The organism is Streptomyces sp. CMB-StM0423 (assembly GCF_002847285.1).
Classification (GTDB): domain Bacteria; phylum Actinomycetota; class Actinomycetes; order Streptomycetales; family Streptomycetaceae; genus Streptomyces.
On sequence record NZ_CP025407.1, the window covers coordinates 2,505,633 to 2,525,880 of the forward strand.

The following is a 20,248-nucleotide window of genomic DNA, read 5'->3' on the forward strand; positions in this document are numbered from 1 at the left end:
GTTGCCAAGTCCTGGTCTGTCGGTGGTATTCCGGCGTTGGGGTCACGCGGGCCGCGGCGCCGGGCGGCGGAACTCCTCGATCATCACCGGATATCCCTCGCCGCCGTGGCCCGCCGCGGCGGCGCGGTCGGCGAGGGACTTGATCAGCGCCGGGAACTCGGCGTTCACGCCCAGGGATTCGCTCTCCTGAACGAGGTGTGCCATCGCCGCCCGGTGGATGTCCAGCGTGGCGTCGTCCGGCGGGAAGACGCCTGTGTCGATCTGCCCGGCGTAGCCGGGGAGCCAGTCGGCCACGGTCTGGATGCCCTTCGCCGCAATGGCGGTGTAGTCCGCCACGGACACGCCCGCCGTGCCGAGCAGCGCGGCGCCCTGCAGCCAGCCGTTGAGGATGCTCCACATCAGGCCCACGATCGCCATCTCGTACAGCGACGTCAGCCCGTGGTCCGCGCCGAGGTACGGGGTGTCGCCCGCGAGGCTGCGCAGGGCGGGCGTGTGGCGGTCGAACTCCGCGCGCGGCCCGCTGACGACGATGGTGATCTCCGCGGTGCCGATGCCCTGCGGGGTGGCCATGATCGCGCCGTCGAGGTACGTCAGGCCGCGCCCGGCGGCCCAGGCCGCGGTGTCGCGGGCCTGCGCGGAGGTGCCGGTGGTGAGGTTGACCAGGGTCCGGCCGCCGAGGGCGGCGGGGTCGACGGGGTCGAGGAAGGTGTGCAGCGCGTCGTAGTCGGTGACGCAGGCGATCACGAGCGGGGCGGCGGCGACGGCCGCGGCGGGGGTGTCGGCGCGTACGGCGCCCGCGGCGACGAGGTCGTCGGCCTTGGCGGCGGTGCGGTTCCAGACGGTGGTGGGGTGCCCGGCGCGCAGCAGGGCGGCGGCGAGGGCGTGCCCCATCAGCCCGAGGCCGAGCACGGCGACGGGGGCGGGGGCGGCGGTGGTTTCGGCCTGTGTACTGGTCGTCATGGAAGAATGGTCAACGTTCACACCGGTATGAAGGTCAAGCCCGGCGGGCGGAGAGGAGCGCGCATGCGGATCGGGGAGCTGAGCCGGCGCACCGGCGTCAACGCGCACCAGTTGCGCTACTACGAGGCCCAGGGCCTGCTGAAGCCCGAGCGCTCCGGCAACGGCTACCGGGAGTACACGGACGACGCCGTGCTCACCGTCACGCAGATCCGGCGGCTGCTCGACGCGGGCCTGTCGACCCCGGACATCGCCTGGCTCCTGCCCTGCGCCACCGGTACGGGGCCCGACTTCTACCCCTGCCCCGAGCTGATCGACAAGTTCCGCGACCGGCTGGACGGGCTCGACGCGCACATCACGACGCTCGCCCGTTCCCGGCAGGTGCTGAACGAGTACCTCGACGCCGCCGAGCGGCGCGTCGCGCAGTACGGCTGACGGCCCGTACGCCCACGGGCGGGCCCGCGCCGCCCCGTTGATCGTCTCTCTGCCGTCCCGCAGTCCTTCACCTGCACGTCGTGCCCCGGCCACCCCGGGCGGCGAACATCCTTCCGGATCTTCACAACGTCCGGGAGGCTCAGGTGACTTCACCACCCCATTCCCCGCGCCGGCGGTCCTTCCTCCAGGCCGCGGGCGTCGGCGTCGGCGCGCTGCTGGCCGGGGCCGGGCTCGCCGGGCGGGCCGGGGCCGCGGGCGGCGCGCCCCGGCTGCGCGAGGACCCGTACCGGCTGGGCGTCGCCAGCGGCGAGCCGGCCGCCGACGGCGCCGTGCTGTGGACCCGGCTGGCGCCGGACCCGCTCGCCGGCGACGGGCACGGCGGCATGCCGCGCGCCGGCTACGACGTGGGCTGGCAGGTCGCGGAGGACGAGCGGTTCCGCCGGGTCGTCCGCGCCGGGTCGGCGGTGGCGCTGCCGGAGCTGGGGCACTCCGTCCACCCGCAGGTCCGCGGGCTGCGCCCGGGCCGGCAGTACTTCTACCGCTTCCGTACGCAGGGCCACACCAGCCCCGTCGGCCGGTTCCGCACCGCGCCCGACCCCCGCTCCGCGCGCGGCTCGTTCCGCTTCGCCACCGCCTCCTGCCAGGCGTGGTACCACGGTTACTTCTCCGCGTACCGCGACCTGGCCGCCCAGGACCCCGACGTGGTGTTCTTCCTCGGGGACTACATCTACGAGTACGGCATCACCGCCGCCAACATGTGGCGCAGCGCCCCGCTGCCCGGCGCGCGCCACGAGATCGAGACGAACACCCTCGCCGACTACCGGGTGCGCTACGCGCTCTTCAAGTCGGACCCCGACCTCCAGGCCGTGCACGCCGCGGCGCCGTGGATCCTCACCCCCGACGACCACGAGGTGCAGAACGACTACTCGGACGAGAAGTCGTACTACGGCCTGAGCGAGGAGGACTTCCTCCTGCGCCGGGCGGTGGCCTACCGCGCGTTCTACGAGAACTGCCCGCTGCCCGCGCTCGCCCTCGCGCACGGCCCCGACGCCCGGCTGCACCGCAGGCTGCGCTACGGCCCGGCCAGCCTGCACGTCCTCGACGCCCGGCAGTACCGCGACCCCAAGCCGGCCGACGCCGCCGAGCAGCACGCGCCCGGGCGCACCATGCTCGGCGCGGAGCAGGAGCGCTGGCTGTACCACGGACTGCGCACCTCGGACGCCCGCTGGAACCTGCTGCTCCAGCAGGTCGGCCTGGTCCGGGTGACGGAGAACCGCGTCGACCAGTGGGACGGCTACCCGGCAGCCCGGCAGCGCCTCCTCGACGTCCTCGGCGAGCCCGGCGTGCCGCCGGCCGTCGTCTTCACCGGCGACTGCCACCGCTCCATCGCCGGCGACCTCCTCGCCGACTTCGCCGACCCCGGATCGCCCGTCGTGGGCAGCGAGTTCCTCGGTACGTCCATCGCCTCGGACGGCGACGGCGCACCGACGGACAACTACACGAAGGACTGGATGCAGCACCCCTGGATGCGGTTCTACGACGGCCGCCGCGGCTACGTCCTCGGGCACGCGGACGCCGACGCGGTCACCGCCGAGTACCGGGCGGTGCCGTACGTACGGGCCGACAACCGGGCGGCCGGGTTCACGCTCGACCGCTTCCTGGTCGCACACGACCGCCCCGGCATGCAGAAGGTGAGCTGACGATGACCGCACCCACCGCGAACTCCGCCGCCGGGCGGCCCGGTTCCGGCGCCGCGCCCGGCGCCGTCTCGGGGCTCGCCGCCGCGGGCGGGCTCGGCGTGGTCGAGCTGACGTGGCAGCCGTACAAGACGCGCGGCGCGCAACTCGTCGACCACTACGAGGTGTACGAGCTGACCGCCGCCGGGGACACCCTCCTGGCCCGTACGCTCTTCCCGCACCACACCCACCGCGTCGGCCCCGAGCCGCTGACCCGCCGCTACACCGTCGTCGCCGTGGTCGACTCCGGCGCCCGTACCCGGCCCGCGCGCGCCGCGGCGGGGACGAGCGAGCGGTCCCTCGCCGCGGGCCGCCCGGTGGCGCGGGTCGGCGAGTTCGACCACCGGGGGCTGGAGTTCGCGCTGTCGCCGAACCTGAGCGCGCAGTACCCGGCGGCCTTCCCGCAGGACGTCGACTTCCGCCACGGCACCTCGGACCCCGCCCGCGACTGGTGCTATCTGCACCCCGGGCCGGGCGACGCCTGGGCCGGGCGCAAGGAGCACACGTTCACACTGCGCTTCGACCTGCCCGCCGCGCCGGAGCGGGACCTCGGCTTCGCGCTGTGGCTGATCGACTCGCACGCCACCGCCGCGGGCACCGCGGAACTGGCGCTCAACGGCCGGGTGGTGAAGACGCTGGAGTTCCGCGGCGGCGCGACCCGCGGCTCGCTGGAGGGCGACGCGGCCCGCTCGGGCAGCGTGCTGAAGCCGTCGTCGTACGAACTGCCGCTGGCGGCGGACCTCTTCACGGCGGGCGAGAACGTGCTGACGCTGCGCAAGACGGGCGGGTCGTGGATCGCGTACGACGCGCTGGGGGTGTTCGCGGCGGAGTGACGGCCGGGACGCGGACACGCGCGCGGGTACGGGGGCACTCCCCCGCACCCGCGCGCCTCCGTCGTGTCCGGCGCCCGGGCGGTCCTGCGCCGCGCGCCGGTGGCGGTCCGGCGTCCGGTGCCAAGAGCCCGGCGTCCGGCGTCTCGGCGGTCCGGGATCAGAGCTGCCACTCGTCGTTCCGCAGTATCACCACCCGGCCGCCGTCGTGCCCGATGCCGGTGACCGTGACCTCCGGGCCGCCCACCATGAAGTCCGTGTGCACCGCGGAGACGCTCATGCCCAGCGCGTCCCGCTCCGCGGCGCTCAGCTCCGCCGCCCCCGGCACGGTCTGCGGCATCCCCGCGCCCCACGCCAGATGGCAGGTCGCGTTCTCGTCGAGCAAAGTCTCCAGGAACGTCACGCCCGACCTGCCGATCGGCGAGGTCCCGTCCACCAGCGCGACCTCGCCGAGCTGCGCCCCGCCGCGGTCGGCCGCCTGGTGGGCCCGTACGACCTCCGCGCCGCTGCTCGCCCGGACCTCGCTGACGCGCCCGGCGGCGAAGGTCAGCTCCAGGCCGGTGACGACCGTGCCGGCCAGCGCGAGGGGCCGGGTGGCCCGTACGGTGCCCTCGACCCGGCGGTGGTCCGGCGTCGTGTAGACCTCCTCCGACGGCAGGTTGGCGACGAACCGGCGCCCGTCGGCGCTGTCGAAGCCCACCGCGTCCCAGCGGCCGCCCGGGATCAGCCCGATGGTCAGGTCCGTGCCGGGGCCCTCGAAGTGCACCGCGTCCAGGCCCAGTCCGTCGAGCCGGACCGCCCGGGCCTTCAGCTCGGCCAGCCGGTCCCGCCAGGCGGCGGCCGGGTCGGGGCGGTCGAGACGCAGGAAGTGCTTGAGGTGCCCCCACAGCCGGGACACGTCGTCCTCGCCGAAGACGCCGCGCGCCCAGGCGCGGGTGGGGCAGCCGATGACGGTCCAGCGGACGAGGTCGTCGCGCTGGAGGCGGTAGCGGGAGGCGAGGTTGGGCATGCGGTCGAGGCCGGCCCTGGCCGGTTCTGTGTCGTCGAGCAGGCCGGGTTCGGCCTCGCCGCGGATGTTGATCAGTACGCCGTGGCGGCGGCCGAGTTCGTTGTTGCGCGCGTCGAGCCAGCCGGGTACCTCGCCGAGCGTCGCGGCGTCGGCGTGGCGGACGCGGGAGCGCTTGGCGTGCGGGTCGAAGTACCAGATGTCGACGTAGCCGGCGCCGCGCGCGTACGCGCCCTCGGCGAGCGCGCGGGCCAGCGGGGCGTGCTCGATCTCGGCGTTGACGGCCACCAGGTCGCCGGGGACGACGGGGGTGGCGACGTCGAGGACGAGTGCGGCGTACGCGGCCAGGTCGGCGGCGGGGATGCCGGAGGAGGCGGGCGAGGCGGGCGAGGTGTACGCGGACGGGTTCATGAGCACTCCTGTGGGCCGGGGATGCGACACGTGCGTACGGGGTGGGAGTCAGCCGCGCTCGCCGCCGGGTGCGCCGCGCGGGGCGCCGGACTCGCCGGGCCGGCCGCCGAGTTCGAGCAGCATCGCGGTGAAGCTGACGTGGACGCCGTCGCCGGTCCGCGGCGGTCCCGCCTTGTCGTGGACGAGGCGTACGGCGCGCTCCGTCAGCGCGCAGACCTCCGCCCAGGTCTCGCGCGGCAGCCAGACCTCCGCGTCGGCGCTGGTGACCTGCCGGCCCGCGGCCGCGCGGCGGCGCAGATCGGTGAAGAGCGCCTCCAGCAGCGGACCGGCGTCGCCCGAGCGGTCCAGGCGCCGGGCGCTGTCCGGGTCGTACTCGTACCGCCTGGGCGGCTGTCCGCGCCTGGCCGCGCCACCGGCCGCGGCCCCGGACCCGGCGCCGGGTGCGCCGTCCGCCCGCCGCAGGAAGCCCGCGGCGGTCAGCCGCCGCAGGTGGTAGCTCGCCGAGCCGTGCGCGATGCCCAGCTCCTCCGCCACCTCCGTCGCCGACATCGGCGCGCCCGTGAGCAGCGAGACGATGCGGATACGCAGCGGGTTGGCCAGCGCGCGCAGCGGCACGAGCGGCGCGTCATTTTCCCAAGACATGTTGGGATAATAGGCCGGACCGCCGCCGCCGGGTAGGCAGCGTGCGCAGCAACCGTTTACTGTGCGGGAGTTCGCCCCTGCCACCAGAAGGACGGTGTATGGCTGCCGAGCTGCGGAGCGCCCAGTGGTACGGGGGTACGGACCGGAACGCGTACATACACCGCGCGTGGATGCGCCGCGGTCTGCCGCACGACGCGTTCTCCGGCCGGCCCCACATCGCGATCGCCAACACGGCCTCCGACCTGACCCCCTGCAACTCCCACCTCACCGAGGTCGCCCGCTCCGTACGCGACGGCGTGCACGAGGCCGGCGGCGTCCCCCTCGAACTCCCGGTGGTCTCGCTCGGCGAGACCCAGGTGCGCCCCACGGCGATGCTGTGGCGCAACATGGCGGCGATGGCGGCGGAGGAGATGTTCCGCGCCAACCCGGTCGACGGCCTGGTGCTCCTCGGCGGCTGCGACAAGACCATCCCCGCGCTGCTCATGGCCGCCGCCTCGGTGGACCTGCCCGCCCTCGTCGTCCCCGGCGGGCCGATGCTCACCGGCACGTTCCGCGGCATGCCGCTCGGCTGCGGCACCGACGTGTGGCGGCTGAGCGAGGAAGTGCGCGCGGGCAAGATGTCCCAGCAGGAGTTCACCCGCTCCGAGTCGTCGATGATCCGCAGCCGCGGGCACTGCAACACCATGGGCACGGCCTCCACGATGGCCGTCCTCGCCGAGGCGCTGGGCATGGTCCTCCCGGGCCTGGCCGGCACGCCCGCGCCCGACAGCCGGCTGCTGGAGGCGGCGCACGAGTCGGGGAAGCTGTCGGTCGAGCTGGTACGGGAGGGGCGTACCCCGTCGCGGATCGTCTCCGCCGCCTCGTTCCGCAACGCGATCGTCGCGCTCGCCGCCACCGGCGGCTCCACCAACGCCGTCGTGCACCTCCTCGCCCTCGCCGGCCGCCTGGGCGTGGAGCTGACGCTCGACGACTTCGACCGCGTCGGCGCGGACGTACCGCTGCTGGTCGACCTGCTGCCGGCCGGGCGGTTCCTGATGGACGACCTGTACCGCGCGGGCGGCCTCGCGGCCGTGCTGAACGAGGTGCGCGACCTGCTCGACCCGGCCGCGCTCACCGTCACCGGCCGCCCGCTGGTGGACCACCTCGACGGCGCGCGCATCTGGGACCCCGAGGTCGTCCGCACCCGCGACGCGCCGCTGCTGCCCGCCGCCGGCATCGCCGTGCTCCGCGGCAACCTCGCCCCCTCGGGCGCCCTCATCAAACCCGCCGCCGCCTCCCCCGAGTTGCTGCGGCACCGCGGGCGGGCGGTCGTCTTCGACAGCATCGAGGACTTCCACGCCCGCATCGACGCCCCGGACCTCGACGTCGACGCCGACTCGGTGCTCGTCCTGCGCGGCTGCGGCCCGCGCGGCTACCCCGGCATGCCGGAGGTCTCCAACATGCCGCTGCCGCGCAAGCTGCTGGAGCAGGGCGTACGCGACATGGTGCGGGTCTGCGACGGGCGGATGAGCGGCACGGCGTACGGGACGGTGGTGCTGCACGTCGCGCCGGAGGCGGCGGCGGGCGGGCCGCTGGCCCTCGTACGCACCGGCGACTTCATCAGCCTGGACGTGCCGGGGCGCAGCCTCACGCTGGACGTACCGGACGCGGAACTGGCGGCGCGGACGCCGAACGCGGCGACGGTGGCGGGCTACGCGGCGCCGCGGCGCGGGTGGGAGCGGCTGTACGTGGACCACGTGCAGGGCGCGGACACCGGCGCGGACCTGGACTTCCTGGTGGGCTCCTCGGGTGCCGAGGTGAGCCGTGAGTCGCACTGAGGTCCTGCCTTGAGGGCGTTCGTGCTGCACGGCCCGGGGCGGGCGGGCGTCGAGGACGTCGAGCCGCCGGTGGCGGGGCCGGGCGAGGCGGTGGTGGACGTCGCGCGCGTGGGGGTGTGCGGGACGGATGTGGAGCTGTACTCGGGCGAGTTGCAGTATCTGCGCGACGGCCGCTCGCGGTTCCCCGTACGCCCCGGGCACGAGTGGTCGGGGCGGGTCGCGGCGGTCGGCGCGGGCGTGGACCCGGGCTGGCTGGGGCGGCGGGTGATGGGCGACACGATGCTGGGCTGCCGCGCCTGCCGCCGCTGCCGGGTCGGCAGGCAGCACCTGTGCGAGGACCGCGAGGAGGTGGGCATCCTCGGCCGCGCGGGCGCGCTGGCGGCCCAACTGGCGGTCCCGGCCCGGTCCTTGCACTCCCTGCCCGACACGGTCGACGACGCGCTGGGCGCCCTGGTCGAACCGGGCGGCAACGCGCTGCGCGCGGCCCGCGCGGCCCGGCTCGAACCGGGCGACCGGGTGCTGGTCACGGGGCCCGGCACGATCGGGCTGCTGGCCGCGATGTTCGCCCGCCGGGCGGGCGCGGAGGTCCACCTCCTGGGCCGCGACCCGGCGACGCTGGAGTTCGCGGCGTCCCTGGGCTTCGACCGCTGCTGGACGGCGGAGTCGCTGCCTTCCGTTCCGTACGAGGCGGTGATCGACGCCTCCAACGCGGAGTCGCTGCCCGCGCGGGCGGTGGAGTGGGTGGAGCCGGGCGGCACGGTGGTCTACATCGGCCTGGCGGGCACCCCGAGCCTGCTGGACACCCGTGCCCTGGCCCTGAAGGACGCCACGGCGGTGGGCATCCTGAGCGCGTCCCCGGGCCTGGCGGCGACGATCACCGCGTACGCGGACGGCTCGGTGGACCCGCGCCCGCTGATCGCGGCGACGATCGGCCTGGACGAGGTGGCGGCAACCCTGTCCGGCACCCGCCCGGCGGACGCAGGCCAGGGCCCGAAGGTCCACGTGACCCCGTCCGCTTCGGCCCCGCCCGCAACCGGCTGACCCCACCGGATGTACCGAGGTCGCCCCCTGCCGGTGCCGCTCGTCAGCACGGGGCGGAGGGCGACCGCGGATCGGAGGCCGGAGGGGCGGGCGACCCGGAAGGTACGTCGCTCGCGCAGCGAGGTGGAGAACAGGCCGAAGTTGGCTGTTCGGTGCGGCCGGGCGGAGTTCGGTGTGTTCTTGCCGACGGTGGCTCGCAGGCGGTGGGGGTGGGGGTCGCGGTGGGATGGTGGGGTACCGGTGGTCCGGGTGGCCGTTCGGCTTTCTGGTGGATCACCGTTCCGGCGCTCGCGATGCCCACGCATGCCAGAGCTGCCCATTGGACTGTTCCCAGGTGTTCGTCGAGGACCAGCACTCCTGCGAGGCCGGCGCTTGCCGGTTCGAGGCCGACCAGCACGCCCACCGTCCGTGTCGGCAGGCGGCGCAGGGCCGCCAGTTCCAGTGAGTACGGCAGCACGGCAGAGAGCACCGCGACCGTGATCCCGGCCAGCAGGACCGAAGCCGATTATCACGCCGGCGTCCTTACGGCTGCGTGGCAATGCAGGGCGGTGCAGGAGGAGCCCGGTGCGCCGAGTGGCCATCAGGCGGACACACAAGGACGGCCCTGCCGGTGTCAGGCCCCCAGGGCCTCCGCGATGCGGGTCAGGTCCTCGCCCGATGCCAGTCCCCCGTGGTACAGCCGGAGTTCGTCCGCGCCCAGCTTCGCCGCGTGGGCCGCGTCCGCCGCCAGGGTCGACGGGGTGCCGCCCATGCCCGCCACCACCGTGAGGTTCGCCGCCAGGGTCGTGTGCGGGCGGCGGTGCGGGACGCAGGGTTCCAGGGCGGCGGTACGGGCGGCGGGGCCGCCGGTGCAGGGGAGGACCAGGCCGTCCGCGAACTGCAGCACCTCCGCCGGGTCCACCCCCGCGTTCGCGCCGCAGGCGTACGGCTCCGGGGTGGCGTGCAGCAGGACACGGAACGCGGAGTCCGGGGCCTCGGCCCGTACCGCCGCGACCGCCTCGCGCTGGAGCCGGGTCGCCGCCGCGCGCCGCCAGCCCAGCACCGCCGCGGCCCGCTCGGCGCCCAGCAGCCCCACGATCCGGGCCCAGGTGCCCGCCGCCTCCACCGCGTCGGCCGCGGCCGGCGGCGCGGCGGCGGCGCCGTCCCAGTACGGGCGCAGCGCCGCGGTGACCGCCGACCGCAGGTCGCCGGGTTCCGCACCGTACGCGGCGTAGCCGTCGCGGCAGCGGTCGCAGAAGCAGAGCGACATCAGCAACTGCCCGGCCGCGTCCAGGGCCACCCCGCCGGTCTTGTCGTGCGCGTGCAGGTGCGCCAGCCCGTACCACCCGCACGACTCCAGCTCGCAGCCCCGCGCCCCCGGCCGGGTGGCTGCCTCCGCCGCGAGCCGGACGAGGTAGTCGCGCACGTCGGGCCGGCCGATGCAGGGCGCCCAGGGGTAGCGGTCGCCGTGCGCGTTGACCACCGACGTCTGCGGATGCTCCGCGCCCAGCCGGGAGTTGTGCGCGAGGACCACCCAACTGTGCACCTCCACCCCCGCCCCTGCCAGCGCCTCCGCCGCCTCGCCGAACGGGTCCGCGGCGGCCACCCAGTCCTGCTCGTACGGGCGCAGCGCCCGGCCCGCCCACCGGCGCGGGTCCGGCGGGTAGAGCACCGCGGAGTGCCGGGCGGTGACGATGCGGTGGCGCGGGTGACGGGGGGTCACGGCGCGGACGGAGTGGTAGGCGGCGGCGAGCGTCACCTGCCGTACGCCCAACTCCGCGACCCGGCGCGCGGCGGCGTGGTCGCCGACGACGTCCCACGGATACAGAAAGACCGAAGCACGAGGTGTCATCATCAGGGTGTACACATTTCTGCCCGGCGTCCATATTGGTGAACAGGCACGCTAAGGCCGCCCCGACGGACCGTCAAGACCGCCTCCCCGCCGCCCCGTCCACCCGACGCCCCGCACCACCGAGGAGCCACGATGTCAGCCCACCGCACCCCGCGCACCGTCCTGCTCACCGGCGCCGCCGGCGGCATCGGCACCCTGATGCGCGGCCTGCTTCCCGCCCACGGCCACGAGCTGCGCCTGCTCGACCGCGTCGCCGTCACCCCGGGGCCCGAGCGCGCCGTGACCGCCGACCTCGCCGACCGCGCCGCGCTGCGCGAGGCGGTCCGCGGCGTCGACGCAGTGCTCCACCTCGCGGGGATCTCGCTGGAGTCGACGTTCGAGAAGGTGCTGCGGGCCAACGTCGAGGGCACGTACCACCTCTACGAGGCCGTCCGCGAAGAGGGCGTACGCCGGGTCGTCTTCGCCTCCAGCAACCACGCCGTCGGCTTCCACCCCCGCCCCCGCCGCACCGGCCGCGTGCCCGCCGCCGAGCTGATCGGCACGGATGCCGCGCACCGCCCCGACACCTTCTACGGCCTGTCCAAGTGCTTCGGCGAGGACCTGGCGCAGCTCTACTGGGACAAGCACGGGATCGAGACCGTCTCCGTACGCATCGGCTCCTGCTTCCCCGAGCCGACCAGCGTGCGCATGCTCTCCCTCTGGCTCAGCCCCGCCGACGGCGCCCGCCTGTTCCACGCCGCGCTGAGCGCGCCGGACGTCGGCCACACCGTGGTCTACGGCAGCTCCGCCAACACCCGCGCCTGGTGGGACCTCGGCACCGCGCGGGCGCTCGGCTACGAGCCGCGGGACGACTCCGAGGCGTACGCGGACAAGCTGCTGGCCGAGCTGGGCCCCGACGCCCCGGACGCGCCGGACCAGGCGCACCTCGGCGGCCCGTTCTGCACCGACCCGCCCATCTGGCCCCACTGAGGCCCCCGTTCGCGCGCCCGGGGCACCCGGCCCCCGCGGCCGGAACCCGCGCGCACCCCCTTGACGGCCGTCGCCCCCACCTCTACGTTTCCGGCACTAATTCAGATTCATATCTTTCGTTCAGATAGATGAATCGAGGTTCCGGTGCAGCTCGACGGCATCCTGTTCTTCCCCCTCACCCCCTTCGACGCCGCCGGCGCGGTGCACGAGGACGTGCTCGCCCGGCACGTCGCCGACGGCGTCGCGCACGGCGCGGGCGCGGTGTTCGCCGCCTGCGGCACCGGCGAGTTCCACGCGCTCGACGGCGCCGAGCACCGGCGCGTGGTCCGTACCGCCGTCGCGGCCGCGGCGGGCCGGGTGCCGGTGTTCGCCGGGGCCGGCGGCCCGCTGCCGCACGCCGTCGCGTGCGCCAGAGCCGCCGAAGAGGCCGGCGCGGACGGGCTGCTGCTGATGCCGCCGTACCTGGTCGCCGCGCCGGAGGCGGGCCTCGTCGCGTACGTGCGCGAGGTCGCCGCCGCGACCGGCCTGCCGCTGGTCGTCTACCAGCGCGACAACGCCCGCTTCACCCCCGCGGGCGCCGCGGAGCTGGCCCGGATCCCCACGGTCACCGGCTTCAAGGACGGGCTCGGCGACATCGAGCTGATGCAGCGCGTCGTCCCGGCCGTGCACGCCGCGCTCGCCGGCGGCGAAGGCCCCGCGAAGGACTTCACCTTCTTCAACGGGCTGCCCACCGCCGAGGTCTCGGCCGCCGCGTACGCCGCCGTGGGCGCGCGGCTGTACTCCTCCGCCGTCTTCTGCTTCGTCCCCGAGGTGGCACTCGCCTTCCACCGCGCGCGGGCCGCCGGCGACGACGCGCGCGTGCGCCGCCTGCTGAGCGGCTTCTTCATCCCCCTGGTCCACCTGCGCAACGAAGTCCCCGGCTACGCCGTCGCGCTGGTCAAGGCCGGCGCCAGGATGCGCGGCCTGGACGCGGGCGGCGTACGGCCGCCGCTGGTCGACCCGCACCCCAAGCACCTCGCCGAGCTGGAGCTGATCGTCGCCGCGGGGCTGGACATGGCGGGGGCAGGCCGATGATGCGGATACGCGAGATCACCGTCACCCCCGTCGCCTTCCGCGACCCGCCGCTGCTCAACGCCGCCGGTGTACACGAGCCGTGGGCCCTGCGCAGCGTCGTCGAGGTCGTCACCGAGGACGGCCTCAGCGGCCTCGGCGAGAGCTACGGCGACGCCTCCCACCTGGACCGGCTGCGCGCCGCCGCGCGCGACCTGACCGGCGCCGACGCCGGTCACCACCACGACCTCTACGCCCGCGTGGCCGCCGGCGTCGGTGCCGGCGTCTTCACCGACCAGCACGGCCTGACCGGCGCCGGCAGCAACGGCAAGACCGTCGACTCCGTCTTCGCCCCCTTCGAGGTCGCCTGCCTCGACATCGCCGGCAAGGCCACCGGGCGCCGGGTGGCCGACCTGCTCGGCGGGCCGGTGCGCGACGAAGTGCCGTACAGCGCGTACCTCTTCTACAAGTGGGCCGGCCACCCGGACGCGCCCGAGGACCGCTTCGGCCCGGCGCTCGACCCGGACGGCATCGTCGCCCAGGCGCGGCTGCTCGTCGGGGAGTACGGCTTCCGCTCGCTGAAGCTCAAGGGCGGGGTGTTCCCGCCCGACGAGGAGATCGAGGCGGTACGCGCCCTCACCGGCGCCTTCCCCGCACTGCCGCTGCGCATCGACCCCAACGCCGCCTGGACACCGGCGACTTCCGTACGCGTCGGCACCGAGCTGGCCGGGGCCGTGGAGTACCTGGAGGACCCGGCGCCCGGCATCGAGGGGATGGCCGAGGTCGCGGCGAAGGTGCCGATGCCGCTGGCCACGAACATGGCCGTGGTCACGCACGCCCACCTGCCGCCGGCGATCGCGCAGCGCGCCATCGGGGTGCTGCTGCTCGACCACCACTACTGGGGCGGGCTGCTGAGGTCCGCGCAGGTGGCGGCGCTCTGCGCGACGTTCGGCATCGGCCTGTCCATGCACTCCAACTCGCACCTCGGCATCAGCCTCGCCGCGATGACCCACCTGGCCGCCGCCACCCCCAACCTCGACCACTCCTGCGACACCCACACCCCCTGGCTGACGGTGCGGGACGGTCAGGACGTGATCGCGCCCGGGGCCCTCGCCTTCGCCGGCGGCGCCGTACCGCTGCCGCCGGGTCCCGGACTCGGCGTCGAACTCGACCGCGACGCGCTGGCCGTGCTGCACGAGCAGTACGAGAGGTGCGGCGTCCGGCGCCGCGACGACACCGCGTACATGCGCCGCTTCCACCCCGGCTTCGCCCCCGCGCGGGCCCGTTGGTGAGCGCTCGGCACGCGGCACGCGCACCACCCCCCACCCATCGGAGAAGACACAGGCAGGAGCCGCGATGTCCATCGCTGACTGGATCATGGTCGGGGCCTATTTCTGCGTGATGGTAGGCATCGGCTGGTGGTCGAAGAACCGCATCCACACCGTGAAGGACTTCTTCACCACCGGCGGCCGCATACCGTGGTGGCTGGCCGGCATCTCGCACCACATGTCCGGCTACAGCGCGGTGATGTTCGTCGCGTTCGCCGCCGTCGCCTACGACCACGGGCTGACGGTGTACGTGTGGTGGGCGCTGACCATCGGCCTCGGCATCGGGATCGGCGCGTTCCTCTTCGCGCCCCGCTGGGCGCGGCTGCGCGCGAAGCACGACGTGGCCTCGCCGCTGGAGTACCTGGCGAAGCGGTACGACCTGCCGACCCAGCAGGTGCTGGCGTACAGCGGCGCGCTGCTGAAGGTCGTCGACATCGCGGCCAAGTGGGTGGCGATCTCGGTGCTGCTCCAGGGCTTCGCGGACGTGCCGCTGGAGTGGGGGATCCTCTTCACCGGCGTGGCCACGATGGCGTACATGGCGGTCGGCGGGCTGTGGGCGGACGTGCTCACGGACTTCAGCCAGTTCATCATCCAACTGCTGGCCGGCGCGGTGATGTTCGTGGCCGTGCTGGCGGAGCTGGGCGGCATCGACACGCTGTGGACGATGTGGGACGACCTGCCGGACAGCCACCACGACCCGGTGACCGGGCCGGTGACGACGACGCTCGTGCTGGCGTTCCTGCTGGTGAAGACCTTCGAGTACAACGGCGGCATGTGGAACCTGGCGCAGCGCTACATGGCCGCGCCGTCCGGCTCCGCCGCGAAGCGCTCGGCGCTGCTGTCCAGCGGGCTGTGGCTGGTGTGGCCGTTCATCCTCTTCCTGCCGATGTTCGCGGCGCCGCTGATCGTGCCGGGCCTGGAGAACAGCGAGGAGTCGTACATCGAGCTGGCGAAGGAGCTGATGCCGGCCGGTCTGACGGGTCTGGTGCTGGCCGGGTTCTTCTGCCACACGATGGCGATGGTGGCGTCGGACTCCAACGTGATCTCGGCGGTCATCACCCGGGACATGGCGCCCGTGCTGGTGCCGCGGGTACGGCAGTTGACGGACCGGGCGCAGTTGACGTTCGCGCGGGTGACGACGGTGGCGTTCGTGTCGGTCAGCATGATCCTGGCGATCGCGACCGGCGGTGAGGGCTTCGTGCTCGACGTGGTGGTGGACCTGGTGGCGGCGACGATGGGGCCGATCTCGATCCCGCTGATGCTGGGCATGCTGCCGTGGTTCCGGCGCTGCGGGCCGACGGCGGCGATCGTGTCGTGGGGCGGCGGGCTCGGGCTGTGGACGGTGCTGAAGTGGGTGCTGGACGGCACCACGCAGGCGGCGCTCGTGGGGCTGCCGCTGCTGACGTCGCTGGTGCTGTACGCGGGCATCGGGCTGCTGCGGCCCGAGGGCGGGGCGGAGCAGGACGCGCTGATCGACTCGCTGGGCTCCGACCCGGAGGAGGGCGCTGCGGCCGCGGGTGCGGCGGCCGGGGACGCCGCGGCCGGGGCGGAGGCGGCGAAGGACACGCAGCCGCCGGAGGCGACGGCGGACCTCACCTCGCGCTGAGGGGTGCGCGGCGGGCAACCCCCGGTCCTGCGGCGGGGGTTGCCGACTCCTGGTGCAAGCGCTTACATCCCCCGGTGAGTACGGCCCCTTTCCTACGAACCGAGGGAGCCCGATGCACCCCGTCCGCCCGCCGTTGCCCTCCCGCCGCACCCTGCTCGCCGCGAGCGCCGGGACGCTCCTCGTCCCGGCGACCGCCGCCACCGTGTACGCCGCGCCCCCGAGCGCCGCGCCCGGCGCACCGGCCGCCGCCGCACCCGCCGACGAGGAAGCCCTGCTGGAGCGCGCCGCCCGCATGCTCGCCGGCGACGGCTACGACCCCGCAGACCCCGACTTCGCCGCCGCCCTCGCCGACCTCGACGCCGAGGCCCGCCGCTGGTGGGACACCCTGGACCGGTCGGCGGGCCGCACCGCGCTCTGGCCCGACCTCGCCCCCGTCGCCGACGCCGGCAACTTCGGCCAGTGCTACCCGCGGCTGCGCACCCTCGCCACCGCCTGGACCGCCCCCGGCACCTCCTTCACCGGCCGCGCCGACGTCGCCGCCGCGCTGCTCGACGCGCTGCGCTTCCTCCACGGCGCCGCGTACCACCCGGGCCGTACCCCGACCGGCAACTGGTGGTTCTGGGAGATCGGCTCCCCGCGCGCCCTGCTCGACTGCTGCGTCCTGCTGCGCGCCGCGCTGCCGGCCGCCGACCTCGCCGCGTACCTCGCCACCGTCGACCGCTTCGTCCCCGACCCCGACCGCCGCACCGGCTCCCCGACGCTCTCCGAGACCGGCGCCAACCGCGCCGACAAGTGCGTCATCGTCGCGCTGCGCGGGCTGCTGGGCCGCAGCCCGGAGAAGACCGCGCTGGCCCGCGACGGCCTGTCCGACGTGCGCGACGGCGGGCGCAACAGCCTCTTCCAGTACGTGACCTCCGGCGACGGCTTCTACCGCGACGGCTCGTTCGTCCAGCACGGCTCCGTCGCCTACACCGGCACGTACGGCGCGGTGCTCCTGGCCGCCGCGGGCCAGTTGATGGCGCTGCTCGCCGGCTCGGCGTGGGCGGTCACCGACCCCGCGACGACCGTGCTCTTCGACGCCGTCGAGCGGTCGTTCGCGCCGGTGATCACCGACGGGCTGATGATGGACGCGGTACGCGGCCGGGCGATCTCCCGCGAGCGCGCGCCGGACCACGTGGACGGGGCGCTCGCCGTCTCGTACATCCTGCAGTTGGCGGAGGCCGCGCCCGCGGAGCAGGCCGCGCGGTGGCACGCGGCGGCGAAGGGCTGGATCGAGCGGCAGTCGGCGTACCCGTACCTCTCGCTCGTCGGCCTCCCGCACATCCAGCGGGCCAAGGCCGTGCTCACCGACCCCGCGGTGCCGGCAGAACCGCCGCTCACGGGACACCACAGCTTCGCCGCCATGGAGCGCGTCGTGCACCGGCGGCCCGGCTGGTCGTACACGCTGTCGCTGTCGTCGAAGCGCGTCGCCGCGTACGAGGCGGGCAACGGCGAGAACGGCCACGGCTGGTACACCGGGGACGGCATGGGCTACCTCTACCTCCCCGGCGACCAGGGGCAGTTCGGCGACGCCTACTGGCCCACGGTGAACGCGTACCGGCTGCCCGGCACGACCGTCGACACCCGCCCGCGCGCAAACCTGGGCAATGCCTGGACGGAGTTCCGCCCGGCGAACGAGGTGTCGGGCGGCGCGGTGCTGCACGAGCGGTACGGGGCGGCGGCGTTCGAGCTGCGGGCGGACGGCAGCTCGCTGCGGGCCAGGAAGACGTGGTTCTTCCTGGACGACGCGGTGGTCGCGCTGGGCGCGGACATCACGGCGGGCGACGGCAGGGTGATCGAGACGACGGTCGAGAACCGCGGCCTGCGCGGGGACGGCGAGCCGGCGTTCGTGGTGGACGGGCGGCGGCAGCCGGAAGAGACGGGCTGGGAAGGGGACTTCGACCGGGCACGGTGGGCGCACCTGGAGGGGGTCGGCGGGTACGTCTTCCTCGACGGGGGCGCGGGATCCCGGCTGCGGGCGGTGCGCGAGGAGCGTACGGGTGCGTGGCGGGACATCAACACCGGTGCCGACACCGGCGGCTCCACCACCCCGCACACCCGGCGCTACCTGACGCTCTGGCTGGACCACGGCACGTCGCCGGCCGGGGCGCGCTACGCGTACGCGCTGCTGCCCACGGCGAGCCGGGTGGCGACGGCGGCGTGGTCGGCGCGCGGCCCCGTGCGGGTCGCGGCGAACGACGCGGCGGCGCAGGCGGTCGAGATCCGCGATCTGGGCCTGACGGCGGCCCACTTCTGGACCGCGGCCACGGCGGCGGGCATCCGCAGCGAAGGCCCGGCCACGGTGCTGCTGCGGCGCCGCGGCGACGCGATCTCCCTGGCGGTCTCCGACCCGGGCCACACGGCGGCGCAGATCAGCCTCGAACTCCCGCTGCCGGTCCGCGCGGTGACGAGCGCGGACCCGACGGTGGAGGTGACACCGGGCAGGCGGGGCCGGGTGACGGTACGAACGGAAGGCTCCCGCGGCGCGACTCACCGGGCGGAGCTGAGATAGCGCGGGCGGTGCCGAGGTGACCCCGTGACGGGGTCACCTCGCCGGTGGGGGGCGGACCCGTGCGGGGATCCGCCCCCTGAGTCGCCTGCCTACGGCACGTCCAGGACCAGCTTGCCCCTCGTACGGCCCGACTCGCTGCGGCGGAACGCCTCCGCGGCCTCCGCCAGCGGCAGGGCGTCGACGTGCACCGTCAGCTTGCCCGCCGCGGCGAGTCCCGCCAGGTGCGCCAGGCCCTCCGCGTCCGGGCGGACCCACACCACCTGCCCGCCCAGCTTCTTCACCTCGCCGTCCGCGATCGACGCCGAGCGCGCCGGGTCCTTCAGCACGTCGTGCGAGACCTGCACCGCCCCGCCGCCCGCGCAGTCCAGCGCCGCGTCCACCCCGTCGGGGGCCAGCTCCCGCACCCGGTCGGCGAGTCCTTCGCCGTACGTCAGGGGCTCGGCGCCCAGCGAGCGGAGGAAGTCGTGGTTGCGCTCGCTGGCGGTGGCGATCACGCGCGCCCCGCGGAGGACCGCGAGCTGCACGCCGAGCGAGCCGACACCGCCCGCGCCGCCGTGGACGAGCACCGTCTCACCGTCCCCCACGCCCACCCGGTCCAGCGAGCGCAGCGCGGTGAGCCCGGCCAGCGGCAGCGCCGCGGCCTGCTGCCAGCCCAGCGCCGCGGGCTTGTGGGTCAGGGTCCGTACGGGCGCGGCGACGTACTCCGCGTACGTGCCCTGCCCGACCTCGTCCCGGCGCACGTACCCCAGCACCTCGTCGCCGACGGCGAACTCCGGGGTGTCCGCGCCCAATTCCTCCACCACGCCGGCCGCGTCCCAGCCGGGGATCAGCGGGAAGCCGACGTACATCACGGGGTCGAGCCAGCCCTTCGCGACCTTCCAGTCCACGGGGTTCACCCCGGCCGCCTTCACCCGCACCAGCACCTGGTCGGGACCGACTTTGGGCTTGGGCACCTCGTCGAGGCGCAGGTTCTCGGGTCCGCCGTAACTATCCGTGATGATCGCCTTCATGGTCCCCTCCAAGGTCGGGTCGGACGGGATTATTCCGGAAGCCCGCCCCGTAGAGTCGATGACATGGCTGGAGAGGACGGGAGCGTACGGGTCGACAGTTGGATCTGGTCCGTACGGCTCACCAAGACCCGCTCCGCGGCTGCCACCGCCTGCAAGGCGGGGCACGTCCGCGTCAACGGCGACCGCGTGAAGCCGGCCCAGGCGCTGCGGGTCGGCGACGAGGTGCGGGTACGGCTGGCCGGGCGGGAGCGGATCGTCGTGGTCAAGCGGCTGCTGCGCAAGCGGGTCGGCGCCCCGGTGGCCGTCGAGTGCTACGCGGACCACAGCCCGCCCCCGCCGCCGCGCGAGATGGCCGCCCCGGTAGCCCGCCGCGACCGCGGCACGGGCCGCCCGACGAAGCGCGACCGCCGCGAACTGGAACGCCTCCGCGGCCGGGCGGAACGGGACGGGACCGAGGACTAGGGCCGGGGCCGGGCGGGCGGGGTGGGATCCACGTTCCATGCCGCGGGCAGATCGGTGCCGCAGAAGACGCAGACGAAGTCGTCCTCACGCACGATGTTGCGCTCCCGGCAGCCGGGGCACCGCCGGAAGACGACCTCGTGGGTGAAGCCGGAAGGCCGCCGGAGCCCCGCGGCGTCCAGAGCACGGGCGACCTCCGCCCAGGAGCCGACGTCCGGGCAGTACCCGGTGGACTGGTTGCTGACCTCGCGCACGGCCCACCGGCCCGCCTGGCGCATGAAGCCGATCTCGCCGGCACCGAGAACCATGTCCCCACCCGCACAGGCCACGTGCTCGCTCCGCCGCGGCGCCAGCCGGAGCACACCGTCCATGCCGACCACGAAAGTGAACGGCTCGGCCGGGTCCGCCGCCGGTTGCGCCGCGATCCAGTCGGCCAAGTCGCCCGCCGAGGCGATACGGCGCCCGCCGTCACCGGGCCGGACCGCGGCCTTCAGCTCCGCCGGTCCGACATAGCGATAACCCCGCCCCCGCCCGGTCACGTCAGCCAGCCTAGACCGCCCGGCCGGGAG

The 20,248-nt window shown here is 74.8% G+C and carries 18 protein-coding genes; 11 read left to right on the plus strand and 7 right to left on the minus strand.

Translation table 11 applies throughout. The features are described 5' to 3' along the window. Positions 1–42 precede the first annotated feature (42 nt). Positions 43–960, minus strand: coding sequence for an NAD(P)-dependent oxidoreductase (locus CXR04_RS10545; protein WP_101421585.1), 918 nt, complete (start codon positions 958–960; stop codon positions 43–45). Positions 961–1,023: 63 nt separating this feature from the next. On the opposite strand from CXR04_RS10545, the gene CXR04_RS10550 reads away from it, so the two are divergent. The 3 genes from CXR04_RS10550 (at position 1,024) to CXR04_RS10560 (ending at position 3,961) form a co-directional block, all read left to right on the plus strand. After that, positions 1,024–1,392, plus strand: a complete 369-nt coding sequence (locus CXR04_RS10550; RefSeq protein WP_101421586.1) for a MerR family transcriptional regulator — start codon at positions 1,024–1,026, stop codon at positions 1,390–1,392. Between the two features lie 143 nt (positions 1,393–1,535). Continuing rightward, entirely contained in the window at positions 1,536–3,092 is a 1,557-nt protein-coding gene (locus CXR04_RS10555) for an alkaline phosphatase D family protein (protein WP_101421587.1), read from the plus strand. A 2-nt stretch (positions 3,093–3,094) separates the two neighbouring features. Further along, positions 3,095–3,961, plus strand: coding sequence for a polysaccharide lyase family protein (locus CXR04_RS10560; protein ID WP_101421588.1), 867 nt, complete (start codon positions 3,095–3,097; stop codon positions 3,959–3,961). A 157-nt stretch (positions 3,962–4,118) separates the two neighbouring features. Here CXR04_RS10560 and CXR04_RS10565 read toward each other — a convergent pair whose 3' ends face one another. Then, a complete protein-coding gene (locus CXR04_RS10565) occupies positions 4,119–5,375 on the minus strand; it encodes an aminopeptidase (protein WP_101421589.1) in 1,257 nt (418 codons plus the stop codon). 48 nt (positions 5,376–5,423) lie between these two features. Next, the gene (locus CXR04_RS10570; protein ID WP_101421590.1) at positions 5,424–6,017 is read right to left on the minus strand and encodes an ArsR/SmtB family transcription factor; all 594 of its coding nucleotides are present in this window, start codon (positions 6,015–6,017) and stop codon (positions 5,424–5,426) included. A gap of 98 nt (positions 6,018–6,115) precedes the next feature. Here CXR04_RS10570 and CXR04_RS10575 point away from each other — a divergent pair, with 98 nt between their 5' ends. Next, positions 6,116–7,834 carry an IlvD/Edd family dehydratase gene (locus tag CXR04_RS10575; protein WP_101421591.1) on the plus strand — a complete coding sequence of 573 codons (1,719 nt, stop codon included), beginning with the start codon at positions 6,116–6,118 and terminating at the stop codon, positions 7,832–7,834. Between the two features lie 9 nt (positions 7,835–7,843). Next, complete coding sequence (locus CXR04_RS10580) at positions 7,844–8,875, plus strand: zinc-dependent alcohol dehydrogenase (RefSeq protein WP_101421592.1); 1,032 nt, start codon at positions 7,844–7,846, stop codon at positions 8,873–8,875. Between the two features lie 43 nt (positions 8,876–8,918). Here the strand turns inward: CXR04_RS10580 and CXR04_RS35730 are convergent, their stop codons facing one another. Beyond that, on the minus strand, positions 8,919–9,368 hold the full coding sequence (locus CXR04_RS35730; RefSeq protein WP_324843324.1) for an EamA family transporter: 450 nt from the start codon (positions 9,366–9,368) through the stop codon (positions 8,919–8,921). A gap of 120 nt (positions 9,369–9,488) precedes the next feature. After that, positions 9,489–10,709 carry a hypothetical protein gene (locus tag CXR04_RS10590; protein WP_199850436.1) on the minus strand — a complete coding sequence of 407 codons (1,221 nt, stop codon included), beginning with the start codon at positions 10,707–10,709 and terminating at the stop codon, positions 9,489–9,491. 129 nt (positions 10,710–10,838) lie between these two features. On the opposite strand from CXR04_RS10590, the gene CXR04_RS10595 reads away from it, so the two are divergent. The 5 genes from CXR04_RS10595 to CXR04_RS10615 all read left to right on the plus strand — a co-directional run bounded on the left by CXR04_RS10595 (position 10,839) and on the right by CXR04_RS10615 (position 18,210). Further along, positions 10,839–11,675, plus strand: a complete 837-nt coding sequence (locus tag CXR04_RS10595) for an NAD-dependent epimerase/dehydratase family protein (RefSeq protein WP_101421594.1) — start codon at positions 10,839–10,841, stop codon at positions 11,673–11,675. A 144-nt stretch (positions 11,676–11,819) separates the two neighbouring features. Then, entirely contained in the window at positions 11,820–12,749 is a 930-nt protein-coding gene (locus CXR04_RS10600) for a 5-dehydro-4-deoxyglucarate dehydratase (protein ID WP_101421595.1), read from the plus strand. Next, on the plus strand, positions 12,749–14,017 hold the full coding sequence (locus CXR04_RS10605) for an enolase C-terminal domain-like protein (protein WP_101421596.1): 1,269 nt from the start codon (positions 12,749–12,751) through the stop codon (positions 14,015–14,017). Before CXR04_RS10600 ends, CXR04_RS10605 begins: the two co-directional genes overlap by 1 nt. Positions 14,018–14,081: 64 nt before the next feature. Beyond that, positions 14,082–15,659, plus strand: a complete 1,578-nt coding sequence (locus CXR04_RS10610; protein ID WP_101421597.1) for a sodium:solute symporter family protein — start codon at positions 14,082–14,084, stop codon at positions 15,657–15,659. 112 nt (positions 15,660–15,771) lie between these two features. Beyond that, positions 15,772–18,210: a polysaccharide lyase 8 family protein gene (locus CXR04_RS10615; RefSeq protein WP_101421598.1), complete on the plus strand. Its 2,439-nt coding sequence runs from the start codon at positions 15,772–15,774 to the stop codon at positions 18,208–18,210. An 89-nt stretch (positions 18,211–18,299) separates the two neighbouring features. Here the strand turns inward: CXR04_RS10615 and CXR04_RS10620 are convergent, their stop codons facing one another. After that, positions 18,300–19,220, minus strand: a complete 921-nt coding sequence (locus tag CXR04_RS10620; protein ID WP_101421599.1) for an NADP-dependent oxidoreductase — start codon at positions 19,218–19,220, stop codon at positions 18,300–18,302. Between the two features lie 63 nt (positions 19,221–19,283). Between CXR04_RS10620 and CXR04_RS10625 the strand changes: the two genes are divergently transcribed. Beyond that, complete coding sequence (locus CXR04_RS10625; protein ID WP_101421600.1) at positions 19,284–19,682, plus strand: RNA-binding S4 domain-containing protein; 399 nt, start codon at positions 19,284–19,286, stop codon at positions 19,680–19,682. Here the strand turns inward: CXR04_RS10625 and CXR04_RS10630 are convergent. Further along, positions 19,679–20,218, minus strand: a complete 540-nt coding sequence (locus tag CXR04_RS10630; protein WP_101421601.1) for a hypothetical protein — start codon at positions 20,216–20,218, stop codon at positions 19,679–19,681. The two genes, CXR04_RS10625 and CXR04_RS10630, sit on opposite strands and share 4 nt — an antisense overlap. Positions 20,219–20,248: the final 30 nt, after the last annotated feature.